Source organism: Aeromonas sp. sia0103 (genome assembly GCF_963895295.1).
Classification (GTDB): domain Bacteria; phylum Pseudomonadota; class Gammaproteobacteria; order Enterobacterales; family Aeromonadaceae; genus Aeromonas; species Aeromonas encheleia.
Genome location: NZ_CAWQKG010000022.1, coordinates 1 through 23,500, shown reverse-complemented (window position 1 = coordinate 23,500; position 23,500 = coordinate 1). Strand labels below are relative to the sequence as shown.

General features: G+C 62.0%; 20 protein-coding genes, 1 rRNA gene and 1 riboswitch. Of the genes, 9 read left to right on the top strand and 12 right to left on the bottom strand.

Translation table 11 applies throughout. The features are described 5' to 3' along the window. The first annotated feature begins 68 nt into the window (after positions 1 to 68). Positions 69 to 2,234 (top strand): phosphate acetyltransferase, encoded by a 2,166-nt coding sequence (pta, locus tag AACW18_RS08555; RefSeq protein WP_042654279.1) that lies wholly within the window; start codon positions 69 to 71, stop codon positions 2,232 to 2,234. Positions 2,235 to 2,638: 404 nt separating this feature from the next. Here pta and ilvN read toward each other — a convergent pair whose 3' ends face one another. The 6 genes from ilvN to AACW18_RS08525 all read right to left on the bottom strand — a co-directional run bounded on the left by ilvN (position 2,639) and on the right by AACW18_RS08525 (position 7,799). Beyond that, a complete protein-coding gene (gene ilvN, locus AACW18_RS08550) occupies positions 2,639 to 3,133 on the bottom strand; it encodes an acetolactate synthase small subunit (RefSeq protein WP_005311605.1) in 495 nt (164 codons plus the stop codon). Next, complete coding sequence (locus tag AACW18_RS08545; protein WP_218291715.1) at positions 3,133 to 4,851, bottom strand: acetolactate synthase 3 large subunit; 1,719 nt, start codon at positions 4,849 to 4,851, stop codon at positions 3,133 to 3,135. The genes ilvN and AACW18_RS08545 overlap by 1 nt, the downstream gene beginning before the upstream one ends. Positions 4,852 to 5,239: 388 nt before the next feature. Then, on the bottom strand, positions 5,240 to 5,392 hold the full coding sequence (locus AACW18_RS08540; protein ID WP_126623399.1) for a hypothetical protein: 153 nt from the start codon (positions 5,390 to 5,392) through the stop codon (positions 5,240 to 5,242). A gap of 35 nt (positions 5,393 to 5,427) precedes the next feature. Continuing rightward, entirely contained in the window at positions 5,428 to 6,537 is a 1,110-nt protein-coding gene (locus tag AACW18_RS08535; protein WP_218388386.1) for an MJ1255/VC2487 family glycosyltransferase, read from the bottom strand. Then, entirely contained in the window at positions 6,534 to 7,037 is a 504-nt protein-coding gene (locus AACW18_RS08530) for a phosphatase PAP2 family protein (RefSeq protein WP_218291713.1), read from the bottom strand. Before AACW18_RS08530 ends, AACW18_RS08535 begins: the two co-directional genes overlap by 4 nt. Positions 7,038 to 7,175: 138 nt before the next feature. After that, positions 7,176 to 7,799 carry a TetR/AcrR family transcriptional regulator gene (locus AACW18_RS08525; RefSeq protein WP_042654283.1) on the bottom strand — a complete coding sequence of 208 codons (624 nt, stop codon included), beginning with the start codon at positions 7,797 to 7,799 and terminating at the stop codon, positions 7,176 to 7,178. A 406-nt stretch (positions 7,800 to 8,205) separates the two neighbouring features. Here AACW18_RS08525 and leuA point away from each other — a divergent pair, with 406 nt between their 5' ends. The 5 genes from leuA (at position 8,206) to AACW18_RS08500 (ending at position 14,047) form a co-directional block, all read left to right on the top strand. Continuing rightward, complete coding sequence (gene leuA / locus AACW18_RS08520) at positions 8,206 to 9,768, top strand: 2-isopropylmalate synthase (protein WP_218388385.1); 1,563 nt, start codon at positions 8,206 to 8,208, stop codon at positions 9,766 to 9,768. A 114-nt stretch (positions 9,769 to 9,882) separates the two neighbouring features. Further along, positions 9,883 to 10,968: a 3-isopropylmalate dehydrogenase gene (leuB, locus tag AACW18_RS08515; RefSeq protein WP_218388384.1), complete on the top strand. Its 1,086-nt coding sequence runs from the start codon at positions 9,883 to 9,885 to the stop codon at positions 10,966 to 10,968. Between the two features lie 31 nt (positions 10,969 to 10,999). Next, a complete protein-coding gene (gene leuC, locus AACW18_RS08510) occupies positions 11,000 to 12,397 on the top strand; it encodes a 3-isopropylmalate dehydratase large subunit (RefSeq protein WP_218388383.1) in 1,398 nt (465 codons plus the stop codon). Between the two features lie 13 nt (positions 12,398 to 12,410). Next, positions 12,411 to 13,010 (top strand): 3-isopropylmalate dehydratase small subunit, encoded by a 600-nt coding sequence (leuD, locus tag AACW18_RS08505; protein WP_218388382.1) that lies wholly within the window; start codon positions 12,411 to 12,413, stop codon positions 13,008 to 13,010. Positions 13,011 to 13,120: 110 nt separating this feature from the next. Further along, positions 13,121 to 14,047 (top strand): transglutaminase domain-containing protein, encoded by a 927-nt coding sequence (locus tag AACW18_RS08500; RefSeq protein ID WP_218388381.1) that lies wholly within the window; start codon positions 13,121 to 13,123, stop codon positions 14,045 to 14,047. On the opposite strand, the gene AACW18_RS08495 is transcribed toward AACW18_RS08500, so the two are convergent. Continuing rightward, positions 14,032 to 14,322, bottom strand: coding sequence for a PilZ domain-containing protein (locus tag AACW18_RS08495; RefSeq protein ID WP_218291708.1), 291 nt, complete (start codon positions 14,320 to 14,322; stop codon positions 14,032 to 14,034). The two genes, AACW18_RS08500 and AACW18_RS08495, sit on opposite strands and share 16 nt — an antisense overlap. An 88-nt stretch (positions 14,323 to 14,410) precedes the next feature. Next, positions 14,411 to 14,501, top strand: a riboswitch (TPP riboswitch). A 148-nt stretch (positions 14,502 to 14,649) separates the two neighbouring features. Here AACW18_RS08495 and thiB point away from each other — a divergent pair. From thiB to thiQ, 3 genes are read left to right on the top strand one after another with little or no spacing between them, the layout of a single operon-like run. After that, positions 14,650 to 15,630 (top strand): thiamine ABC transporter substrate binding subunit, encoded by a 981-nt coding sequence (gene thiB / locus AACW18_RS08490; RefSeq protein ID WP_218388380.1) that lies wholly within the window; start codon positions 14,650 to 14,652, stop codon positions 15,628 to 15,630. After that, positions 15,606 to 17,228 carry a thiamine/thiamine pyrophosphate ABC transporter permease gene (thiP, locus tag AACW18_RS08485; RefSeq protein ID WP_371317027.1) on the top strand — a complete coding sequence of 541 codons (1,623 nt, stop codon included), beginning with the start codon at positions 15,606 to 15,608 and terminating at the stop codon, positions 17,226 to 17,228. The genes thiB and thiP overlap by 25 nt, the downstream gene beginning before the upstream one ends. Then, complete coding sequence (gene thiQ, locus AACW18_RS08480) at positions 17,215 to 17,910, top strand: thiamine ABC transporter ATP-binding protein (RefSeq protein WP_218388379.1); 696 nt, start codon at positions 17,215 to 17,217, stop codon at positions 17,908 to 17,910. The genes thiP and thiQ overlap by 14 nt, the downstream gene beginning before the upstream one ends. Positions 17,911 to 17,991: 81 nt before the next feature. Here the strand turns inward: thiQ and AACW18_RS08475 are convergent, their stop codons facing one another. The 5 genes from AACW18_RS08475 to rrf all read right to left on the bottom strand — a co-directional run bounded on the left by AACW18_RS08475 (position 17,992) and on the right by rrf (position 23,488). Next, the gene (locus AACW18_RS08475; protein ID WP_042654292.1) at positions 17,992 to 19,362 is read right to left on the bottom strand and encodes a PhoH family protein; all 1,371 of its coding nucleotides are present in this window, start codon (positions 19,360 to 19,362) and stop codon (positions 17,992 to 17,994) included. Positions 19,363 to 19,583: 221 nt separating this feature from the next. Beyond that, entirely contained in the window at positions 19,584 to 20,267 is a 684-nt protein-coding gene (locus tag AACW18_RS08470) for a TSCPD domain-containing protein (RefSeq protein ID WP_218388378.1), read from the bottom strand. A 9-nt stretch (positions 20,268 to 20,276) separates the two neighbouring features. Continuing rightward, positions 20,277 to 22,424, bottom strand: coding sequence for an adenosylcobalamin-dependent ribonucleoside-diphosphate reductase (locus tag AACW18_RS08465; protein WP_218388377.1), 2,148 nt, complete (start codon positions 22,422 to 22,424; stop codon positions 20,277 to 20,279). A 212-nt stretch (positions 22,425 to 22,636) separates the two neighbouring features. After that, positions 22,637 to 23,086 (bottom strand): pullulanase, encoded by a 450-nt coding sequence (locus tag AACW18_RS08460; RefSeq protein WP_218388376.1) that lies wholly within the window; start codon positions 23,084 to 23,086, stop codon positions 22,637 to 22,639. 287 nt (positions 23,087 to 23,373) lie between these two features. Continuing rightward, positions 23,374 to 23,488: ribosomal RNA gene (gene rrf / locus AACW18_RS08455) — 5S ribosomal RNA — on the bottom strand. Between the last annotated feature and the right edge of the window lie 12 nt (positions 23,489 to 23,500).

Genomic DNA, 23,500 nt, shown 5'->3' with positions numbered 1-23,500 from the left:
TAGCTGTAGAGCAAGGCCGCCCTCGGGCGGCCTTTTCCTGATCCCAAAAAATGAACAAGGGGTAATAAGTGGCACGCACTATTATGCTCATCCCGGTCGGCACTGGTGTCGGCGTAACTTCCGTGAGTCTTGGCGTCGTTCGCGCCATGGAACGTCACGGTGTCAATGTCAGCTTCTTCAAACCGGTGGCTCAGCCGCGTCCGGGTGAAACCGGTACCGAGCGCTCCACCGCCGTGATCCGCGCCGCCGCCAACATCAATCCGCCCGAGCCGTTCGCCCTCTCCTACGCCGAGAACATGATCACCTCCAGCAACACCGATATCCTGCTGGAAGAGATCGTGGCTCGCTTCGAAGAGCACGTGAAGAGCAGCGGTGCCGAAGTGGTGGTGATCGAAGGTCTGGTCCCGACCGACAAGCAGCCGTTTGCCAACAAGCTGAACTACGACGTGGCCAAGGCGCTGGATGCCGACATGGTGTTCGTGACCCATCCGGGCAACGACTCCAGCCAGAAGCTCAAAGAGCGCATCGAGCTGGCCTGCTCCAACTTCGGTGGCGTCAGCAACCCGCGTATCGTGGGTTGCGTGATCAACAAGGTCGGCGCACCGGTTGACGAGCATGGCGTGACCCGCCCCGATCTGACCGAGATGTTCGAGGCCCATCACCACACCTCCGACTCCGCTCATAACCTGGAAGTGCTGCAGGTCTTCGGCAAGAGCCCGCTGCGCATCCTCGGTTGCATCCCCTGGAACACCCAGCTGATCGCCCCGCGCGCCAAGGATCTCGCCAAGCACCTGGCCGCCAAGATCCTGCACAAGGGTGAGCTGGACAGCCGTCGCCTGCAGACCGTGACCTTCTGTGCCCGCTCCATCCACAACATGATCGAGCACTTCCGTCCGGGCAGCCTGCTGGTGACCTCAGGCGATCGTTCCGACGTCATCGTCTCCGCCTGCCTGTCCGCCATGAACGGCGTCAAGCTGGGTGCCCTGCTGCTGACCGGCAACTATCATCCGGAGCCGCAAGTCATCGCCCTGTGCCAACAGGCCATGGCCACCGGCCTGCCGATCATGATCACCGGCACCAACACCTGGCAGACCGCCGTCAGCCTGCAGAACTTCAACGTCGACATCCCGGAAGATGACCGCGAGCGGATCGAACTGGTGCAGGACTATGTGGCTGGCCACATCGACAAGCACTGGATCGAGTCGCTCTCTGCCAAGTCCACCCGTTCCCGCCGTCTGAGCCCGCCGGCGTTCCGTTATCAGTTGACCGAGCTGGCCCGTCAGGCCAACAAGCGCGTCGTGCTGCCGGAAGGGGAAGAGCCGCGGACCATCAAGGCTGCCGCCATCTGTGCCGAGCGTGGCATCGCCCGTCCGGTGCTGCTGGGCAACCCGGAAGAGATCCGTCGCGTCGCCGAACAGCAGGGTGTGGTGCTGACCGATCGCGTCGAGATCATCGACCCGCTGGAAGTGCGCGAGCGCTACGTGCCGCGTCTGGTCGAGCTGCGCAAGAACAAGGGCATGACCGAAGTGGTTGCCCGCGAACAGCTGGAAGACAACGTGGTGCTGGGCACCATGATGCTGGAGCGTGGCGAAGTGGACGGTCTGGTCTCCGGCGCCGTGCACACCACTGCCAACACCATCCGTCCGCCGATGCAGATCATCAAGACTGCCCCGGGTTCGTCGCTCATCTCCTCCATCTTCTTCATGCTGCTGCCTGATCAGGTGCTGGTATACGGTGACTGCGCCATCAACCCGGATCCGAGCGCCGAACAGCTGGCCGAGATCGCCATCCAGTCCGCCGACTCCGCTGCCGCCTTCGGCATCGAGCCACGCGTCGCCATGATCTCCTACTCCACCGGTACCTCTGGCGCCGGCGCGGACGTCGAGAAAGTGCGTGAAGCGACCGAGCTGGCCAAGGCCAAGCGCCCGGATCTCATCATCGATGGCCCGCTGCAGTACGACGCAGCCATCATGGAGAACGTGGCCAAGTCCAAGGCACCGAACTCACCGGTCGCGGGTAAAGCCACCGTGTTCGTATTCCCGGACCTGAACACCGGCAACACCACCTACAAGGCGGTACAGCGCTCCGCCGAGCTGGTCTCCATCGGCCCCATGCTGCAAGGCATGCGCAAGCCGGTCAACGACCTGTCCCGTGGCGCCCTGGTGGACGACATCGTCTACACCATCGCCCTGACCGGTATCCAGGCCGCCCAGGCCGAGGCAGCCGAAGCATAAGTTCGCTCTTTGCTGACACTGCTAAAAAACCCGCCGAGAGGCGGGTTTTTTTATGGCTGGCGGGCGAGCTGTTGATCCGCAAGATCAAATCAGGATCCTGACCGGATCCCGAATCCTGGCACCAGCGCCTGCCTGGCAAGGGCGGGAGGATAAGCAACCACTCACTGCCGCCACAGGGGATTGGACACTTGCGATCCAGTCGGGATCAAATAGAAATACCCCTTTAAGATCAGCAAACTAACGCCAGACACACCGCTAATCTACAGAGTTTTCCACAGCTTTTGTGGATAGTTTACCGATCATTTGAAAGAAAATGACAGACTCGCTCTGCCCCTCCCCCCATGGTACCCATGACAAAGGGGCTCCGAAGAGCCCCTTTGGGATGATGCAGCCAACCAGCGGTATCAGGGACGCAGTGCCTTGTCGGCGCGGGAGATGCCGCAGACCCCTGAGCGCACCACCTCGATGATCTCGTTGGTCTGGGCCGCCGTCTTGATGAAGGCGTCCAGCTTCTCACTCGTCCCGACGAGCTGCACCGTGTACTGCTCCGGGGTCACGTCGACGATCTGGCCACGGAAGATGTCCGCCAGCCGCTTCAGCTCGTCGCGGGCGCCACCGGCGGCGCGCGCCTTGACCAGGGCGATCTCCCGCTCGATGTGTTCACCTTCGCTGAGATCGCACACCTTGAGCACGTCCACCAGCTTGTGCAGCTGCTTCTGGATCTGCTCCAGCACCCGCTCGTCGCCCATGGTGACTATGGTCATGCGCGACAGGGTCGGATCCTCGGTGGGGGCCACCGTCAGGGTCTCGATGTTGTAGCCGCGCTGGGAGAAGAGGCCCACCACACGACTCAGGGCGCCGGACTCGTTTTCCAACAGAACGGAAATAATATGTCTCATCAGGTTCTCTCCGTCTTGCTCAGCCACATCTCGTCCATGGCACCAAACTTGATCTGCATCGGATAGACGTGCTCATCCGGGTCGACCGAGATGTCCATGAACACCAGCCGATCCTTCAGGGCGAAGGCCTTCTCCATGGCGCTCTCGAGCTCCGCCGGATCGCTCACCGCGATGCCGACGTGGCCATAGGCTTCCGCCAGCTTGACGAAATCCGGCAGTGACTCCATGTAGGAGTGGCTGTGACGACCGCCGTAGAACATCTTCTGCCACTGCTTGACCATGCCGAGGGCGCGGTTGTTGATGGAGATGATCTTGATGGGCACCCCGTATTGCAGACAGGTGGAGAGCTCCTGGATGTTCATCTGCACCGAGCCGTCACCGGTCACGCAGCACACCACCGCATCCGGATTGGCAAACTGGGCGCCCATGGCGGCGGGAATGCCGAAGCCCATGGTGCCGAGGCCGCCGGAGTTGATCCACTGGCGCGGCTTGGCGAAGGGGTAGTAGAGCGCGGCAAACATCTGGTGCTGACCCACGTCGGAGGCGACGAACGCCTCGCCCTTGGTCACCTTGTAGAGCGCCTCTATCACCTGCTGTGGCTTGATCAGGTTGGGATGGGTCTCGTAGGCCAGGCAGTTGCGGGAGCGCCACTGCGCTATCTGTTCCCACCACTCCGTCAGCGCCTGCTTGTCATTGTCGAAGCCGCACTCACGGATCACCTCCAGCATCTGCTCCAGCACGGTTTCCACCGAGCCGACGATGGGCACGTGGGCCTGCACCGTCTTGGAGATGGAGGTGGGATCTATGTCGATGTGGACTATGGTGGCATTGGGGCAGAACTTGGCCACGTTGTTGGTGACCCTGTCATCGAAGCGGGCACCCACGGCGAAGATCAGATCCGCGTTGTGCATGGTCTTGTTCGCTTCGAAGGTGCCGTGCATGCCGAGCATGCCGATGAACTGCGGATGGGTGCCGGGGAAGGCCCCGAGCCCCATCAGGGTGGTGGTCACCGGCAGGTTCAGCAACTCGGCCAGCTTGGTCACCAGATGATCCGCATTGGCGTTGATGGCGCCACCGCCCACGTACATGACCGGGCGCTGGGCCTCGGTCAGCAACTTGGCGGCCCGCTTGATCTGGCCCTTGTGTCCGGCCTTGGTCGGATTGTAGGAGCGCAGCGAGACGGACTCGGGATACTGATAGGGGAACTTCTCTTTCGGGTTCTGCACGTCTTTGGGCAGATCCACCACCACAGGCCCCGGGCGGCCACTGGCGGCAATGTAGTAGGCCTTCTTGATGGCATCGGGAATATCGCTGGCCTTCTTGCACAGGAAGCTGTGCTTCACCACAGGACGGGAGATGCCGATCATGTCGGTCTCCTGGAAGGCATCTTCCCCGATCATGCTGGTCGGCACCTGGCCGGACAGGATCACCAGGGGGATCGAGTCCATGTAGGCGGTGGCGATGCCGGTGATGCAGTTGGTGGCGCCGGGACCCGAGGTCACCAGCACAGTGCCCACCTTGCCGGTGGAGCGGGCGTAGCCGTCCGCCATGTGCACCGCGGCCTGCTCGTGCCGCACCAGGATGTGTTCCATCTTGCCGTTTTCGAAGAGAGCGTCATAGATGTCGAGCACTGAGCCACCAGGGTAGCCAAAGACGTGCTCCACTCCCTGATCTTCCAGCGCTCTAACTACCATCTGGGCGCCTGATAACATCTCCATGATAAAGCCCTCCAGGCTTTGCTCCGTTAAGCAAAAACTATCGACAGTCCGCTGCTTCCCGGCAGCGCCGATCCGTCTCTTGTTGTTGTCTGCATCCAGACCAGGCGAGTTCGGAGCCGTCGATAGTAGAAAAATAGGTTTTTTCCATCATTCACCCCAAAATCGGGTGAAAAACCAACTTAACCCGCCTGTGAACGCTTGTCCACGGCTTTGTCTGACCAGAACAGTCATAAATTTCAAACAGCTATTAACATTCAGTGACTTGGTCATCTGACCGAAAAGAAAGCGGGGGGGATGGGAGGGAAACCAGCGAATCATGCTGCAAATTCGGGCCGAGACGGAAATAAATGGCCCACCCGCCGGGGTGGGCCCTCAATCAGCCTGGGACTCAATGGTCCTGTTCGGGCTCCACCAGCCAGATCTGCTGATCCGGATCCGTCTCCTCGCAGACCGAGATGCTGACCCCCATGTCCAGTAGTTCATGGAGTGTCAGATTGTCCGCCAGGGTCATGGTATCGCCGTTTTCATTGGTAAAGCGCATGTTGTCCGTCCTCTCCTTGATGGGATCATTTCAGTCTAGTCAAAGGCGCTGAGTTGCGATAACCAGGGGCGCGTCAATGCCATGCGCCCCTCCAGCTCGCTGAGACGATCGCACACCTCCTCCGGGAAGAGGGTCCTGGCCCACAGGCGGCGGGACAACTGCTCGATCCCCTCCACCGCGCCGGCTGCCAGCCAGTCGGCCAGCTCGGCCGCCACGTCTGGATAGCGGATGGCCCCCGGCGCCGGCGCCTCCAGCCAGGCTCTGACCCCGTTGGCGTCCAGGGTCTCCATCAGCTGGGCCAGCCCCATCAGCTCCAGGGTCTTGCCATTGGTCAGCTGCTCGAACTGGCCACCGAGCGGCTTGACCAGCAGCTTCTTGCCGAGAGATAGCGCCTCCGAGGCCAGCTCGAAACCGGCATTGGTGATGACCCCGCGGCAACCGGCCAAGATTTGCTTGAAGCCTTCTCGCGCCAGGGGCTCGAAGTGGATGTTGTGCCACTGGCTAGGGGTGCGGATGGCGGGGTGGAAGCAGACGAAGTGCTGCTGGTTGAAGCGCGACAGCAGGGCCGCGATCTGCTCGGTCTGTTCGAATGGCAGGTAGACCAGGATCTGGTGATTGTCCGGTGCCAGCGCTATGGGGTCTATGATGGGGGGCAACAGCGGCTGACCGAAGTGAAACCAGTGCAGCCCCAACGACTGCCGGACCGGGGCGAAGCGGCGCATCAGCTGGCGGCTGAAGCCGCTCTCCCCCCAGCGCGGAATGGACCAGTCGAAACTGGCCTGATGGCTGATGGTCAGGCTCGGCTTTTGCCAGCGACGGGCGGCATGGGCGCTGAGTGGCTCGAAATCGCTGATCACCAGATCGTAATCGCGGCAGTCGAGGGCCCGCATGTCCTGCCAGAAACGCCAGGGAGAGAGCCCCTTGAGGGTGCGCCAGCCCGAGATGCTCCCCTCGTGGCTGACGAAGCTGATGCCGGCGAAGGTGCGATAATGCCCAAACTCGCTCATCTCGAAGTAACCATCGGCCGGCCGGCCGCTGAACAGGTAATCGACCTCTATCCCCCTGGCTTTCAGCGCCCTGGCCAGGGTGCGGCTGCGACTGATGTGACCATTGCCGGTACCCTGCACGCCAAACAGTATCTTCATCCCTGACTCCCGCTCAATGCCCACAAGGCGCAGCCACCGCCGAGCAGGGCCCCGGCCACCAGATCGCTCAAATAGTGCACCCCGAGCAGCAGCCGCGATGCTCCCACCAACATGGCCCAGAGGAACAGCAGCGGGGCCCAGAGCGGGAAGCTGGCGGCCAGCACCGTTGCCATCAGGAAGGCGGCGGCGGTATGACCGGACGGCAGGCTGTAGCGATCTGAGGGGGTGATGAAGACCGGCAACCCCACCGGGCGCTGGCGTTTCAGGGCATTCTTGAGCAGCAGATAGAGCGGTAGTTCGAGGGCAAAGGCCAGCACGGCGATCTGCACCGTCTCGCGCTGTGCACCGCCCTGCCACCAGAGCAGGGCGGCCAGCACGGCATAGAGCGGGCCGTCGCCGGTGCGGGAGATGGCCCGGCTGATCCTGGCCTGTGGGCGGTTGTAAGGATGGAGCAGGCAGAGACGGCACACCCGCAGGTCCCATTGCTGGATCTTGTTCATAACCCCTCCTTCCCTGACGTCTTGCTGCAGACTAGGGCGGCGGGGTGACACTTGGTTGAAGGACAGATAACAGATTTGTGAAAAGCGCGATGAAAAAAGGGCCGAGCGGCCCTTTTCTGGAGTGATGCGAGTGAAGACTCAGTTCACGGAGGCGCGCAGCCCGCTTTCCATCAGTCGGCAGTTGTGGTCCGCCAGTCGGCTCATGAAGCTCTCGTCCACGGTCAGGCCGAACACCTGCTCATAGAGATCCTTCATCACGAACGGCTGCCACATCATGCTGAGGAAGGAGATCTTCAGCATCTCGGGATCCAGGTTGTCACCGAGCTGACCGCTGGATCGCATGGATTCCAGCAGGGCATCGAACTGGGGCAGTTGACGCTCCAACAGGCGGTTCAGCACAAAATCCCGGCCCGGGCTCTTCTCGGTCGATAACGCACTGGAGATGGCGGAGGTCAACTCGCTGTTGGGGGCCATCACCTGATAGTAGGTATTGAGCAGATCGTTGAGGCTGCGGTTGCTGCTCTCGTCATGCCAGGCCTGATCCAGCGGCTCGGCCACATCCCCCAGCACGGCCTTGTAGAGGCCCTCTTTGCTGCCGAAGTAGTAATGGATCATCGCCAGATTGGAGCCGGCCAGCTCGGCGATCTCGCGGGTCGTCACCTTGCTGTAGGGCGTGTTGAGAAAACGCTCGCGCGCGGCGGCAAGCAGCTTGTCACGGATGTCGGAGCGTCCGACCGGACGACCTGGTCTGCGTTTTTCCATGGAATACCTCAGATAATTCAGCAATAGCTGATAAGTCGATCTGAATCGTGCGGGTGATCGAGTACAGCAGGAATAACCAGATGATCAGGCATGAACCGAATATGGGACAAGGAAATTTGCATTCCTTTACAATCCGATTAAATAACACAGCGGATTGAACCTGTCGGTTCGTGTTGACACAGCATAAAAATCTCGATATTGGTAGAAGCGTTATCGACTAGAAGGATTGAGTCATCATGCCTATTGCCGCCCCGCTACTATTGCTTTCCCTAATCGCGACTCGTCGCGCGGGATCTTTGTAGCCGGGCTATGGCATAGCCGGAATTTACAAAAACCCGTGCACCCCGCACGGGTTTTTTTATGCCATGCAGGGTGCCGGTACCGAACTTAGGAAGAGGGAAGTCACATGTCAGATCGGGTCATCATATTCGATACCACCTTGCGTGATGGTGAGCAGGCCCTGTCGGCCAGCTTGACGGTCAAGGAGAAGCTGCAGATCGCCCAGGCCCTCGAGCGGCTCGGGGTCGACGTCATGGAGGTGGGCTTCCCGGTCTCTTCCCCCGGTGATTTTCTCTCGGTGCAGACCATAGCCCGCCACATCAAGAACAGCCGGGTCTGCGCCCTGGCCCGTGCCCTGCCCAAGGACATAGATGCCGCCGGCGAAGCCTTGAAGGTCGCGGAAGCCTTCCGCATCCATACCTTTATCTCCACCTCCTCCATCCACGTGGAGAGCAAGCTCAAGAAGAGCTTCGAGGATGTGCTGGAGATGGGCATCAGCGCGGTCAAGCATGCTCGCCGTTACACCGACGACGTGGAGTTCTCCTGCGAGGATGCGGGCCGCACCCCCATCGATAACCTGTGCCGCATGGTCGAGGCCGCCATCAAGGCCGGCGCCCGCACCATCAACATCCCGGATACCGTCGGCTACACGGTACCGACCGAGTTCTCCGGCATCATCCAGACCCTGTTCAACCGGGTGCCGAACATCGATCAGGCCATCATCTCGGTGCACTGCCACGATGATCTCGGCCTGTCGGTGGCAAACTCCATCGGCGCCGTACAGATGGGGGCCCGCCAGATCGAGTGCACCATCAACGGCATCGGCGAGCGAGCGGGCAACTGCTCGCTGGAAGAGGTGGCGATGATCCTCAAAACCCGCGCCGACCTGCTCGGGGTCCACACCAACATCCGCCACGGCGAGATCCACCGCACCAGCACCCTGGTCAGTCAGCTGTGCAACATGCCGGTGCAGCCGAACAAGGCCATCGTCGGCGCCAATGCCTTCTCCCACAGCTCCGGCATCCATCAGGACGGCGTGCTCAAGGCCAAGAACACCTACGAGATCATCACCCCCGAGAGCATCGGCCTGACCCAGAACAGCCTGAACATGACTTCCCGCTCCGGTCGCCACGTGATCAAGCACCGCATGGAGAGCATGGGTTACCTCGAGAGCAGCTACGACCTCGACGACCTCTACGGCAAGTTCCTGACCCTGGCCGACAAGAAGGGCCAGGTGTTCGATTATGATCTCGAGGCGCTCGCCTTCTTCAGCCAGATCCACGAGGAGCCCGAGCACTTCAAGCTGGAGTACCTCGGCGTGCAGAGCGGCAGCTCGGTGCTCGCCACCGCCTCGGTCAAGCTGAAGGTGGGTCAGGATCTGATCTGCGAAGCGGCCACCGGCAACGGTCCTGTGGATGCGGTCTACCAGTGCATCAATCGCATCACCGGCTACGAGATCCGCATCGACAAGTACGAGCTCAAGGGCAAGGGGGAAGGCAAGAACGCCCTCGGCCAGGTCGACATCGTCGCCGAATACAAGGGCCGCAAATTCCATGGTATGGGGCTGGCCACCGACATCATCGAGTCCTCGGCCCAGGCCCTGGTCCATGTCATCAACAGCATCTGGCGCGCCGATCAGGTCGCCGAACAGATGGAACGCAATAACAGTATCAAATCGGAAACAGTCTGAGCGGATGGAGCTCAATAACGACATCAGGACAGAGACCGCCTGAACAGTGATCGGATCGCCGTATCGGGTCACTGAGCAGATGGCGCTCAATAACAACATCAGGACGGAAACAGTATGAGCAGTTATCGGATCGCAGTATTGCCGGGTGACGGCATTGGCCCGGAAGTGATGGCCGAAGCCATCAAGGTGCTGGCCAAGGTACAGACCAAATTCGGCTTCTCCCTCGACTATGATCGCCACGACGTCGGCGGCATCGCCATCGACAACCATGGCACCCCGCTGCCCCCGAGCACCATAGCAGGCTGCGAGGCGGCCGATGCCGTGCTGTTTGGTTCGGTCGGCGGCCCCAAGTGGGAGCATCTGGCCCCCAACGATCAGCCGGAACGCGGCGCCCTGCTGCCCCTGCGCGCCCACTTCAAGCTGTTCTGCAACCTGCGTCCGGCCCGCATCTACACCGGCCTCGAGCAGTTCTCGCCGCTGCGTGCCGACATCTCGGATCGCGGCTTTGACATCGCCTGCGTGCGCGAGCTGACCGGCGGCATCTACTTCGGCCAGCCCAAGGGGCGCGAGGGAGAAGGTGCCCTCGAGAAGGCGTTCGACACCGAGGTGTACCATCGCTTCGAGATCGAGCGCATCGCCAAGATCGCGTTCGAATCTGCCCTGGTGCGCCGCAGCAAAGTGACCTCCATCGACAAGGCCAACGTGCTCGCCTCCTCCATCCTGTGGCGCGAGGTGGTGACCCAGGTTGCCAAGTCCTACCCGGATGTGGCCCTCAACCACATGTACATCGACAACGCCACCATGCAGCTCATCAAGGATCCGTCCCAGTTCGACGTGCTGCTCTGCTCCAACCTGTTCGGTGACATCCTCTCCGACGAGTGCGCCATGATCACCGGCTCCATGGGGCTGCTGCCCTCCGCCAGCCTGAACGAATCCGGCTTCGGCCTGTTCGAACCGGCCGGTGGCTCGGCGCCGGACATCGCCGGCAAAGGCATCGCCAACCCCATAGCCCAGATCCTCTCCGCCGCCCTGATGCTGCGCTACAGTCTGGGCCAGGAAGCCGCCGCCCAGGCCATCGAGCAGGCCGTGGCCCAGGCCCTGGCCGAGGGTTACTTCACCGCCGACCTTCATCAGGCAACGGCCCGTCACCCGGTGCAGAACACCGCCGACATGGGCTCCCAGATCGCCGCGCGCATTTGATGGCAACGGTTTGAATAACAAGGAAAGAGCAATGTCCAAGACCCTCTATCAGAAAGTGTTCGACGCCCATGTGGTGCGGGAAGTGGCAGGCGAAACGCCGCTCATCTACATAGACCGCCACCTGGTGCACGAAGTGACCAGCCCGCAGGCGTTCGACGGCCTGCGCGCCATGAACCGTCCGTTGCGCCGCCCGGATCTCACCTGGGCCACCATGGATCACAACGTCTCCACCACCACCAAGGACATCGCTGCCTCCGGCGAGATGGCCCGCATCCAGATGGAGACGCTTGCCGACAACTGCAAGGAGTTCGGCGTCCGGCTCTACGATCTGAACCACCAGTATCAGGGCATAGTCCACGTGATGGGGCCCGAACTCGGCATCACCCTGCCCGGCACCACCATAGTCTGCGGCGACTCCCACACCGCCACCCACGGCGCCTTCGGCTCCCTGGCGTTCGGCATCGGCACCTCAGAGGTGGAGCACGTGATGGCCACCCAGACCCTGAAGCAGGGCCGGGCCAAGACCATGCGCATCAGCGTCAACGGCAAGCTGGCCGAGGGCATCAGCGCCAAGGACGTGGTGCTCGCCATCATAGGCAAGGTCGGCTCGGCCGGCGGTACCGGTTATGTGGTGGAGTTCGCGGGGGACGCCATCACGGGTCTCTCCATGGAAGGGCGCATGACGGTGTGCAACATGGCCATCGAGCTCGGCGCCAAGGCGGGCATGATAGCCCCCGACCAGACCACCATCGACTACATCCGTGGCAAGGTATTCGCGCCCACCGGCGAGTCATTGGCGCAAGCCATCACCTACTGGCAGACCCTCAAGAGCGATGCCGATGCCAGCTTCGATGCCGAGGTGGTGCTGGATGCCGCCGCCATCGCGCCCCAGGTGACCTGGGGCACCAACCCGGGCCAGGTGATCTCCGTCAATGAGCCCATCCCGGATCCGGACTCCTTCGCCGATCTGATGGAGCAGCAGTCCGCCCGCAAGGCGCTCGCCTACATGGATCTGCAGCCGGGTCAGAGGCTCAGTGACGTCACCATCGACAAGGTGTTCATCGGCTCCTGTACCAACAGCCGCATCGAGGATCTGCGTGCCGCCGCCGCCATCGCCCGTGGCCGCAAGGTCGCCGCCGGAGTGCAGGCGCTGGTGGTGCCGGGCTCGGAGCAGGTCAAGGCCCAGGCCGAGGCCGAGGGTCTCGACAAGATCTTCATCGAGGCGGGCTTCGAGTGGCGTTTGCCCGGCTGCTCCATGTGTCTGGCCATGAACAACGACCGGCTGCAACCGGGGGAGCGCTGCGCCTCCACCAGCAACCGTAACTTCGAGGGGCGTCAGGGCCGTGCCGGCCGCACCCATCTGGTGAGCCCGGCCATGGCTGCCGCCGCCGCCGTCACCGGTCGTTTCGCCGACATTCGCGCACTGTAACGAGGAGAACAAGATGACAGGCTTTAAGCAACACAAAGGGATCGTCGTCCCCCTCGACAGCGCCAACGTCGACACCGACGCCATCATTCCCAAGCAGTTTCTGCAGAAGGTGAACCGCACCGGTTTTGGCAAGCACCTGTTCCACGACTGGCGCTTCCTGGATGACGCCGGCCAGCAAGCGAACCCCGAGTTCGTGCTGAACCAGCCGCGTTTTGCTGGCGCCAGCATACTGCTGGCCCGGGAGAACTTCGGCTGCGGCTCGAGCCGCGAGCACGCCCCCTGGGCGCTGGCGGATTACGGCTTCAAGACCCTGATAGCGCCGAGCTTCGCCGACATCTTCTACGGCAACGCCATCAACAACGGCCTGGTGCCGGTGCGCCTGCAAGAGCAAGAGGTGGAGGCGCTGTTCCAGCTGGTCGCGGCCACTCCAGGCCTGCAGATCGAGGTGGATCTGGAGGCCAACCAGGTGCGCGCCGGTGCGCTGTGTTTTAGCTTCGAGATCGACGAGTTCCGCCGCTACTGCCTGCTCAACGGGCTGGACGCCATCGGGCTGACCCTGCAACACGAGGCCGCCATCGACGCCTTCGAGGCCAGGCAACCGAGCTGGATCTGAGCAAGCTCGTTCAGATGCGGGCTTGCGCCGCCAGAAAACGGGTAGAATCAGCAGGGAGCCAAGGCTCCCTGTTTTCATGTCGGCGGGAGTAGAGGGTGAGCGAGGGAAGGATGAGGAGATACGGGGGCCTGGCCCTGCTCTGCGCCCTGCTGGTGCTGCCGGCGGGGGCGAGCCAGCGCTACTTCAACAACAGTGGCGGCCAGATCGACACCGGCTGGCAGGACAGCGAGGGCAAGAGCCAGCAAGTCAGCTACCAGCTGGCCCCCGGCACGCTGCCGCCGCTCATCGCCTATCGCCCGGACCGGATGCAGGAGGAGGTGTTGCAACGGCTGCTGCAGCAGGCCGTCATCGACTTCCCCGAAGTGCAGTTCTCCCTCTCCCGCCCCGATCTGCTGCTGAGCATCAAGAGTCGCAACGCCGAGCAGGCCAGGGCAGCCCGGGACTGGGTCGGGCCTGAGCGCAGCAAGCTGGAGGCGGAGTGGCTCAAGCAGCACTACTTCCAGCCCTTTACCCCGCCCGATGGCCATCCCGCCATCAAGCAGGATCATGTGCGCATCGCCCTGGAGAGCCGGCAGGAGCTGGCGCCGCTGACCGAGCTGCTGACACAGGAGGGCGCCACCGAGACGGAGGTACGGCAGCAAACGGTGGCCCAGATGCTCGACTTCATCCAGGCCATTCCCTACCGCCTGCTCGACAGCCCTTCAGGCCGGACCGGCAAGGGCTTCCTCAGTCCCCGTCAGGTGCTGGAGCAGAATCAGGGGGATTGTGACAGCAAGGTCACCCTGATGGCGGCCATGCTCGCCCAGCGTTTTCCCGAGCTGCCCCAGGCCATGGTGTTCGTGCCGGGCCATACCCTGCTGGGGGTCGCCCTGCCGGCCAAGCCGGGGGATGCGACCCTGGCCTGGGAGGGGCAGACCTATCTGTTGCTGGAGCCGACCGGGCCCGCCCAGCTGCCGATGGGCCAAATAGCATCGACCAGCAAGACGCTGGTCGATAGCAAGCAGTGGAAGGTGCAGCCGGTTCAGGTCAGAGACTGAAACTCCAGCGCCAGCAACAGCCCCTTCTCCTCCTCCAGCACCCGCACTATGCGGGCCTGGACCTCGAACGGTGGCAGCAGGTTGCTGCTGGTCGCCAGGCTGATGCGGATGAGTTGCTGCGGATCGAAGCCGTGTTCATTCACCTCGACGCCCATGCCGTTGGCACTGAGATCCCGGCAGATGCCCTCCAGCACCTGCTGATGCTGGAAGAGGGTGACCGGGGCATTGATGAGCATGCGCGCGAAGGCGCGTCTTTCCTTGGTGCTGGTGATCACTCGCATCTCCTGCTGTCGCGGCCCCCTGGGTCCCCGGGGCACAAGTTTGTGCTAGCCTCCCCCCGAGAACGTTAATACAATGCGATTCGTTGCTCAAACGGGGTGCGGTTTACCGCTGAGATTATACCCGTGAACCTGATCCAGATAATGCTGGCGGAGGAATTTGAGGCATGGCGCTCGTTTTTTGCGCTCTCATCCGCTGGCACCTGACCCATAGCAGAAGTGCCAGCGCTGAGATTCATGCGGCTGGCACCTCAGGACCCACAGGAAGTGCCGCCGATGCAATACCGGTTGCTGGCACCTCACCACTCACAGGGAGTGCCATTGATGAAACCCCTTCTGCTGGTTGCCGCCAGCCTGCTCTCGGCCCAAGCCTTCGCGGCCGACACTCTCACCGTCTACACCTACAGCTCCTTCGCCGCCGAATGGGGTCCTGGTCCCAAGATCAAGCAGGCGTTCGAGCAGGAGTGCGGCTGCACCCTCAATCTGGTGGCACTGGAGGATGGCGTCGCCATCCTCAACCGGCTGCGGCTGGAGGGCAAGCACAGCAAGGCCGACCTGGTGCTGGGGCTGGACGATGCACTGGTCAGCGAGGCCAAGCAGAGCGGGCTGTTCGCCCCCCATCACACGGATCTGGCCGCACTCAAGGTGCCGGGTGGCTGGCAGGATGACACCTTCGTCCCCTATGACTACGGCTACTTCGCCTTCGTCTATGACAAGGACAAACTCAAGCAGCCCCCCAAGAGCCTGAGAGAGCTGGTCGAGCGCCAGGACATCAAGGTGATCTATCAGGATCCGCGCACCTCCACCCCGGGTCAGGGGCTGATGCTGTGGATGAAGTCGGTCTACGGTGACCAGGCCATCGCCGCCTGGGCCCGACTCGCCAAGAAGACGGTCACCGTCACCAAGGGCTGGTCCGAGGCCTATGGCATGTTCCTCGATGGCGAGGCCGACATGGTACTCTCCTACACCACCTCCCCCGCCTATCACCTCATCGCCGAGGGCAAGCCCCAGTATCAGGCTGCCGCCTTCGAGGAGGGGCACTACCGCCAGGTGGAGGTGGCAGCCAAGCTGGCAGGCGCCAAGCAAGACAAGCTGGCCGACCGCTTCCTGCAGTTCATGATAAGCCCCGCCTTCCAACAGGAGATCCCCGCCGGCAACTGGATGTATCCTGTGACGGAAGTTCCCCTGCCCAAGGGCTTCGAGCAGATGATCTCGGTAGCCAAGCCGCTGAGCTTTGCCAGCGATGAGGTGGCCGCCAACCGCAAGGGCTGGATCCGCGAGTGGCTGCAAGCCGTCACCCAGTGAGCCCCTCTCGCCCTCTCTGGTGGCTGCCGGGCAGCGCAGCCACCGTTCTCATCCTGCTGCTGTCGCTGGGCCCCCTCACCGCCCTGCTGTGGCAGGCGGGGACTCTCCCCAGCACCTTGCTGGCCGATCCCTACCTGCGCCATGTGCTGGGCTTCAGCCTGGGGCAGGCGCTGCTCTCCACCCTGCTGAGCCTGGGGCTGGCCATTCCGGTCGCCCGCGCCCTGGCTCGGCGCCGTTTCCCCGGCCGTCGCCTGCTGCTCAAGCTGTTTGGCCTCTCCCTGGTGCTGCCGGTCATCATCGCCATCTTCGGCATAGTCGCGGTGCACGGCGGCCAGGGCTGGTTGCCGCAGGGGCTGCGCAGCCTGGGGCTGGATCCCGGCAACTACCTGTATGGCCTGTTCGGCATCCTGCTGGCCCACGTGTTCTTCAACATGCCGCTGGCGGCGCGCCTCATCCTGCAGAGCATTGAGGGCATCCCGGAATCGAGCTGGCGCCTCGCCAGCCAGCTTGGCATGCGCTCCTCCCACATCTTCCGGCTGCTGGAGTGGCCGCTCATCCGCGGCATCTTGCCGGGGCTGGCCAGCCTCATCTTCATGCTCTGCTTCACCAGCTTCACCACAGTGCTGGCGCTCGGCGGCGGCCCCAAGTCCACCACCTTGGAGGTGGCCGTCTATCAGGCGCTGCGCTTTGACTTCGATCTCGCCACCGCGGGCGGCTTGGCGCTGGTACAACTGCTGCTGACCGCCGCCCTGCTGATGCTGCAACACCGGCTGCAGACCACCCCCTCCAGCCGGCTCAGCAGTCGCCGTCCCTGCCTGCGACCGGACCGCCTCCAGCCGGGTACCCGCTGGCTGGACGGCGCCGCCCTGCTGCTCGGGCTCGCCATCTTCCTGCCGCCGCTGCTGGCCATCCTGATCGCGGGCCTCAACCCCGGCCTGCTGACGGCCCTGCGCTCACCCCAGCTGTGGCAGGCGGGCGGCCAGTCGCTGGCCATCGCGCTGGCGGCGGGGCTGCTGGCCACCCTGCTCGGCGCCGCCCTGCTGCTCACCAGCCGTCACCTGCGGGTGCGCGCCCGCAAGCGGCGAGCCGCCGCCCTGTGGGAGGCCAGCGGATCCATGATCCTGATGATCCCGGCGGTGGTGCTCTCCACCGGTCTGTTCATCATGTTTATGCCCTTCGTCGATGTGTTCGCCCTGGGGCCCTGGCTGGTGGTGCTGGTCAATGCCCTGATGGCGCTGCCCTATGTGCTGCGCACCCTCAGCGCCCCCATGCAGCTGGTGGTGCGCCAGTACGACAGGCTGGCCGACAGCCTGGGGGTGCGCGGCCTGCATCGGCTGCGGCTGGTGGAGTGGCCCTTGCTGCGCCGCCCGCTGGCGCTGGCCATGGCGCTCTCCATGATATTGTCCCTTGGGGATCTCGGTGCCATCGCCATGTTCGGCAGCCAGGCGCTCACCACCCTGCCCTGGCTGCTCTATCAACAGCTCGGCAGCTACCGGCTGACCGATGCGGCGGCCACCGCCCTGCTGCTGCTCATTCTGTGTTTCTCCCTGTTCTGGCTGGTAGAGCGGGGCCTTGGAGGAAAAAATGCTGAACATTGATGACCTGGCGACCAGCTACCCGGATTGGCGGGTGACCTTCAGCGCCACCCTGCCCAGGGGGGAGATCACCGCGCTGATCGGCCCGAGCGGCGCCGGCAAGTCCACCCTGCTCGGCATGATCGCCGGTTTCGTGCCGGTAGAGTCTGGCCGCCTCAGCTTCGATGGCGTCGATCTGCTGCCGCTCGGCCCCGCCGAGCGCCCGGTCACCACCCTGTTTCAGGATCACAACCTGTTCCTGCACCTGTCGGTGTTCGACAACATCGCCATCGGCCTGCACCCTGGTCTGCGCCTGAGCCAGGCCCAGCGCGAGCAGGTGAAACAGGCCGCAGAGCGGGTGGGCCTTGGCGAGATGCTGGCGCGGCTGCCGGAGCAGCTTTCCGGTGGCCAGCAGCAGCGGGTGGGCCTGGCCCGCGCCCTGGTGCGCGGCAAGCCGTTGCTGCTGCTGGATGAACCCTTCTCGGCCCTGGATCCGGCCCTGCGCCGGGAGATGCTGGCGGAGGTGGCCAGGCTCGCCTGCGAGCAGGGCATCACAGTGCTGATGGTTTCCCACAATCCGGAAGACGCCCAGCTCATCGCCGATCAGGTGCTGTTCGTCGACGAGGGGCGTATCGCCCTGCAGGGCACCCCGGATATCCTGCAAAACAGCGATCACCCGGGACTGCTGCGTTACCTTGGGCAATGACTCAGGGGCGCTGACCCGGCGACGGGAGCAAAAAAGGGAGGCCGATTGGCCTCCCTTCTTATATGAAGATCTTCGGTTGGATCAGAGATTTTCCTCGGCAAAGGAGGCGAGCTTGCTGCGCACCACCCCGTTCAGGAAGATATTGGCACTGCCATCGAAATCCTTGAAACGCTCGACTATGTAGGTCAGACCCGAGGTCACCGGGCTCAGATAGTTGGAGTCAATCTGGGCCAGGTTGCCGGAGCAGACGATCTTGGTGCCCTCGCCACAGCGGGTGATGATGGTCTTGATCTGGGACGCGGTCAGGTTCTGGCACTCGTCCAGCAGCACGAAGGTGTTCTGGATGCTGCGCCCGCGCATGAAGTTGACCGACTTGAACTGGATGTTGGCCTTCTCCATGATGTAGCTGAGGGAGCCGCTCATGTTCTCGTCCTGCTTGTGCAGCACCTCCAGGGTGTCGGTCACCGCCGCCAGCCAGGGCATCATCTTCTCCTCCTCGGTACCGGGCAGGAAGCCGATGCTCTCGGCGATCTCAGGGGTGTTGCGGGTGACTATCACCTTCTCGTAGATCCCCTTCTCGATCACCAGTTCCAGCGCCGCCGCCATGGCCAGCAAGGTCTTGCCACAGCCCGCCGGGCCGGTCAGGATCACCAGATCGATGTGCGGATCGAGCAGAGCATCGAGCGCCATGCCCTGATAGATGTTCTTGGGATGCACGCCCCAGGCCTTGCGCGACATCAACCGCTCACGGCCCAGATCCTTGAGGCGGATTTTGTGGCCATCGTTGCTCAATACCCTGGCGGCGAAGAAGTTCTCCTCGTCCAGCAGGTACTGATTGACGTGCACCCCCTCCAGCAGTTTCGAGTCGATCACGTGGACGGTGTCGCGACCATGGGTCTCGCTGTCGCACTCGCCGACCCGCTCCCAGAAGCTGCCCGGCACCACCTGGAAGCCCTTGGCCAGCAGCCGGATATCATCGATCAGCTGGTCGCTGCGATAGTCTTCCACATGCGCCAGACCGGCCCCCTTGGCCTTGAGGCGCATGTTGATGTCCTTGGTCACCAGTACCACCTGGCGTTTCATCTCGTGCTTTTGCAAATAAAGGGCCGCGTTGATGATGCGGTTGTCGGCCTCCTTGTCGGTGAACACCTCGGCATCCTGGGGCAGATGGTGATCACTGAAGATGGAGATATGACCGCTCGCCTCACCCGCCAGCGCCACCCCTTGCACTATCTGCTCAGGGTTGGCGTCACGGAACACGTCTTCCAGCGCACGGATGGCGACCCGCGCATCACGGCTGACGTCTTTCTGACGATCCTTGATGTTGTCGAGCTCTTCCAGCACCGTCATGGGGATGAGCACGTCGTGCTCTTTGAAGGAGTAGATGGCGAGGGGTTCGTGAAGCAGAACGTTGGTATCCAGGATAAACAGCTTTCGGTCCGTATTGTCCATAAGCATCCTCCTTGGCACTGAAGGTGCCACGTGTGTGAATCTCAGATGTCATTGAAACCACACGGCCGTGACAGTTTTATTACCCCTCACGCTACGCCCGATTTTACCAGCGTGCAACAAATCCCTTTGGCTCCCGCCACCGACTGAACAGAAAATACTCAATAGAAAAGACCGGCCCATAGACCGGTCTTTTCGCACTGCTTATCGGCTAACCGCACCTGCTAGCCACACTTCGAATCGCCGCAGTTGAGGCAGGTCATGCAGCCATCCTTCTGCACCAGCGCCTTGCTGTGGCACTTGTAGCAGAGCGCCGCATTGGCCGGGAAGCCGCTGCCGGCCTGCTGCTCCTGGCTGTGTTGCTCGGCTTGCAACTCGGCCTGCTTCTCGGCCAGGAACGCCTGCTGGTGCTCATCCAGCCCGACCGGCTTGAGCATGCCGATCTCGGTGAGGTGAGTCTCGATCACGTTGCCAATTTCGGCGATCAGGGAGGGAACATACTTGCCCTTGTTCCAGTAGCCCCCCTTGGGATCGAATACGGATCTCAGCTCCTCCACCAGGAAGGTGACATCCCCGCCCTTGCGGAACACCGCCGAGATGATGCGGGTCAGCGCCACTATCCACTGATAGTGTTCCAGGCTCTTGGAGTTGATGAAGATCTCGAACGGACGGCGCGTCTCGTGGACGGTGCCCTCGTTGAGAATGATGTCGTTGATGGTGATGAACAGCGAGTGTTCGGAGACATGCTCCGGCGTCTTCAGCTTGTAGGTGGTGCCCATCAAGCGCTCCGGGCGCAGCACAGTCTCATGCATGTGCACCACGTCATCCTGGGGAGCCAGCGCTTCCTGCGGCTCATCCTTGGTACGCACCTTGTAGGCGACGATTTTCTTGTCGATCTTCTTGACCATAATCTGTTCTCAGAATTTACCGTAATAGCCTTCTTTCAAGGCGTCATAGAGGTTGGCGGCGGTGTGCAGCTCGCCATCGTATTCGATCTCTTCGTTGCCCCTGACCGTGATGACGGAGCCATCCTCCAGGGTGAACTCGTACTGAGTGTTCTCCAGATCCTTCTCCTTCACCAGCACCCCCTGGAAGGCCTCAGGGTTGAAGCGGAAGGTGGTACAACCCTTCAACCCCGAGTCCGAGGCATACATGTAGATGTCCTTGAACTGCTCGAACGGGAAGTCGGTCGGCACATTGGCGGTCTTGGAGATGGAGGAGTCGATCCAGCGCTGGGCCGCCGCCTGAATGTCCACGTGCTGGGCCGGGCTGATGTCGTCGGCGGTGATGAAGTAATCCGGCAGGCGGGTCCCTTCCTCTTCACCATGGGGCATGGCAGCCCGGTTGATCAGCTCGCGATAGGCCAGCAGCTCGAAGGAGTAGACATCCACACTCTCCTTGCTCTTCTTGCCCGGCTTGATGACGTTGCGACTGTAGTGGTGGGCGAAGCTCGGCTCTATGCCGTTGCTGGCGTTATTGGCCAGCGACAAGGAGATGGTACCGGTCGGCGCTATGCTGCTGTGATGGGTAAAACGTCCTCCCACCTCGGCCAGCTCGGCCACCAGGGCGGGATCCACCTCGGCCACCTGCTGCATGTAGCGGCTGTAGCGCGTGTGCAGCACCTTGCCCTTGAGCCTGTCGCCGACCTTGATACCATCGGCCGCCATCTCCGGACGCAGGCGCAGCATCTTGCCGGTCACCTCGAACTCCTGCTCCATGATGGGCGCCGGACCCTTCTCTTTCGCCAGACGCAGGGACTCTTGCCAGCCGGTCATGGCCAGCTCCTGAGAAACCTGCTCGGTGAAGGCGGCGGAGGTGGCGGAGCCGTACTTTATCTGCAGCATGGTGAGGGTCGAGCCGAGGCCGAGGAAGCCCATGCCGTGGCGACGCTTGGCTGTGATCTCCTCACGCTGCTTGGGCAAGGGCAGCTGGTTGATCTCCACCACGTTGTCCAGCATGCGGGTGAAGATGGCCACCACCTTGCGAAACGCCTGCCAGTCGAAGCTGGCCTGCTCGGTGAAGGGGTGACGCACGAACTTGGTCAGGTTGACCGAGCCCAACAGACAGGCACCATAGGGGGGCAAGGGCTGCTCGCCACAGGGGTTGGTGGCACGGATCTCTTCGCAGAACCAGTTGTTGTTCATCTGATTGACCTTGTCGATCAGGATGAAACCGGGCTCCGCATAGTCGTAGGTGGAGGTCATGATGACGTTCCACAGCTTGCGCGCCGGCAGGGTCTTGTAGACCTTGCAGGCCACCTGGCCCAGCGCGTTGATGACCACCCCTTCCTTGTTGGGCCAGTCAGCCCAGAACACCACTTCGGGATCATCCAGCGCTATGCCGTCCTGCTCCACCTCTTTGGCCGTGTAGGGGAAGATCAGCTGCCAGAGGGCATCCTCCTTCACAGCCTTGACGAAGTCTTCGGTGATGAGCAGGGAGAGGTTGAACTGGCGCAGACGGCCATCTTCCCGCTTTGCCTGGATGAATTCGATCACGTCGGGGTGACGGATATCCATGGTGCCCATCTGGGCGCCGCGCCGCCCACCGGCCGACGAGACGGTGAAACACATCTTGTCGTAGATATCCATGAAGGAGAGCGGGCCCGAGGTATAGGCCCCGGCGCCGGAGACGAAGGCGCCGCGCGGGCGCAGGGTCGAGAAGTCGTAGCCGATGCCACAACCCGCCTTCAGGGTCAGCCCCGCCTCGTGCACCTTGCCGAGAATGTCATCCATCGAATCCTCGATGGTGCCGGAGACGGTGCAGTTGATGGTCGAGGTCGCCGGCTTGTGCTCGAAGGCTCCCGCGTTGGAGGTGATCCGGCCCGCCGGGATGGCGCCATTGCGCAGCGCCCACAGGAAAGACTCATACCAGGCATCAGGCTCGCGCTCTTGCTCGGCCAGGGCACGGGCGACCCGCTGGTAGGTCTCGTCAATGGAGCCATCGATGGGGGCCCCATCCTTGCTCTTGAGACGATACTTGCTGTCCCAGATCTCGAGGGAGGTTTCCTGCATGGGGATGAGGCCGGTGCCGAGTTCGGTCTCTAGCACGGGGTTGGATTTAGCCATTTTCAAGCCACCTTATGTGAATGCAACGACGTCATGATATGGGTTAAAAACACAACTAATAGATAAATAACGACATATAGATACTATATATAGTATAACCCACCTCATGAGGGCGCTGATTCTAATCCTAAAAAAACGCCCCGACCAGCAGATTTCTGGGTCGGGGCGTTTAACCGATTCATTTCCTGAAGGATTTAGCGATCAGGGCAGACTCAGGGCTTCTTGACGTAAACGCTTGGCGTCTCACCGGCCATATTCAGATAGAACTCGTAGACCCCATCAGCCTCAGGTGAGAACTTCATGTCCTCATACTTGGAGCAGGGATTGACCGGTACGGCCTCGCCGCCCAGCACGGCGACGCCGTCACTCGGGCTCTTGTAGCCGAAGTTGGTGCCACAGCTCCAGCCCGAGTCAGCGAACTTGAACTTGTAGGGCGCCCACTCTTTCTTGAGTGTGCCTTTGGCCATATACAACTTGTCGGCGACCTTGACCACCTTGCTCTCATCGGTCGCCATCCAGTCGTTCATCTCCCCGCGCAGGTAGATGGACTTGCCACCGAAGTCGCTGTTATCCGCCCCTTGCTCCGCACCACCATTGGATGCGCAGCCACCTAATACCAGGGTTCCCGCCGCCAGTATCATCGTTACTGTTCTCTTGAACATGTGTCCATTCCTCAAATTATTGTGATTCCTTGGCCCATCGATCGTGGGCAGACGAATTAAAGCAGAGCGGACCCGACAAGAAAGGTAGAGGCATCACATTCTGTACTTTTTATATCCAACATGCGGAATAAACGAAGAAATATTGAGTGATGAATGGGGAAATAAGAGCGCAAGAGGCGGGTCGAGATGAGCAATAAAGAGAGGCTTAGAATAAAGCGGTGATCAAATACAGGAATTTCAGACAATAAAAAAGCCCGCTCGATTGAGCGGGCTTCTTCAAATTGGGTGCCTGGCAGTGTCCTACTCTCGCATGGCGAATGCCACACTACCATCGGCGCTACCGCGTTTCACTTCTGAGTTCGGCATGGGATCAGGTGGTTCCACGGCGCTATGGCCGCCAGGCAAAAACTTCAA

Bases quoted from the DNA above. Each gene is read 5' to 3' on its own strand.
- ilvN (WP_005311605.1), bottom strand. From the start codon at position 3,133: ATGAGACATATTATTTCCGTTCTGTTGGAAAACGAGTCCGGCGCCCTG.
- AACW18_RS08545 (WP_218291715.1), bottom strand. From the start codon at position 4,851: ATGGAGATGTTATCAGGCGCCCAGATGGTAGTTAGAGCGCTGGAAGAT.
- AACW18_RS08540 (WP_126623399.1), bottom strand. From the start codon at position 5,392: ATGCGCTTTACCAATGAAAACGGCGATACCATGACCCTGGCGGACAAT.
- AACW18_RS08535 (WP_218388386.1), bottom strand. From the start codon at position 6,537: ATGAAGATACTGTTTGGCGTGCAGGGTACCGGCAATGGTCACATCAGT.
- AACW18_RS08530 (WP_218291713.1), bottom strand. From the start codon at position 7,037: ATGAACAAGATCCAGCAATGGGACCTGCGGGTGTGCCGTCTCTGCCTG.
- AACW18_RS08525 (WP_042654283.1), bottom strand. From the start codon at position 7,799: ATGGAAAAACGCAGACCAGGTCGTCCGGTCGGACGCTCCGACATCCGT.
- leuA (WP_218388385.1), top strand. From the start codon at position 8,206: ATGTCAGATCGGGTCATCATATTCGATACCACCTTGCGTGATGGTGAG.
- leuB (WP_218388384.1), top strand. From the start codon at position 9,883: ATGAGCAGTTATCGGATCGCAGTATTGCCGGGTGACGGCATTGGCCCG.
- leuC (WP_218388383.1), top strand. From the start codon at position 11,000: ATGTCCAAGACCCTCTATCAGAAAGTGTTCGACGCCCATGTGGTGCGG.
- leuD (WP_218388382.1), top strand. From the start codon at position 12,411: ATGACAGGCTTTAAGCAACACAAAGGGATCGTCGTCCCCCTCGACAGC.
- AACW18_RS08500 (WP_218388381.1), top strand. From the start codon at position 13,121: ATGAGGAGATACGGGGGCCTGGCCCTGCTCTGCGCCCTGCTGGTGCTG.
- thiB (WP_218388380.1), top strand. From the start codon at position 14,650: ATGAAACCCCTTCTGCTGGTTGCCGCCAGCCTGCTCTCGGCCCAAGCC.
- thiQ (WP_218388379.1), top strand. From the start codon at position 17,215: ATGCTGAACATTGATGACCTGGCGACCAGCTACCCGGATTGGCGGGTG.
- AACW18_RS08475 (WP_042654292.1), bottom strand. From the start codon at position 19,362: ATGGACAATACGGACCGAAAGCTGTTTATCCTGGATACCAACGTTCTG.
- AACW18_RS08470 (WP_218388378.1), bottom strand. From the start codon at position 20,267: ATGGTCAAGAAGATCGACAAGAAAATCGTCGCCTACAAGGTGCGTACC.
- AACW18_RS08465 (WP_218388377.1), bottom strand. From the start codon at position 22,424: ATGGCTAAATCCAACCCCGTGCTAGAGACCGAACTCGGCACCGGCCTC.
- AACW18_RS08460 (WP_218388376.1), bottom strand. From the start codon at position 23,086: ATGTTCAAGAGAACAGTAACGATGATACTGGCGGCGGGAACCCTGGTA.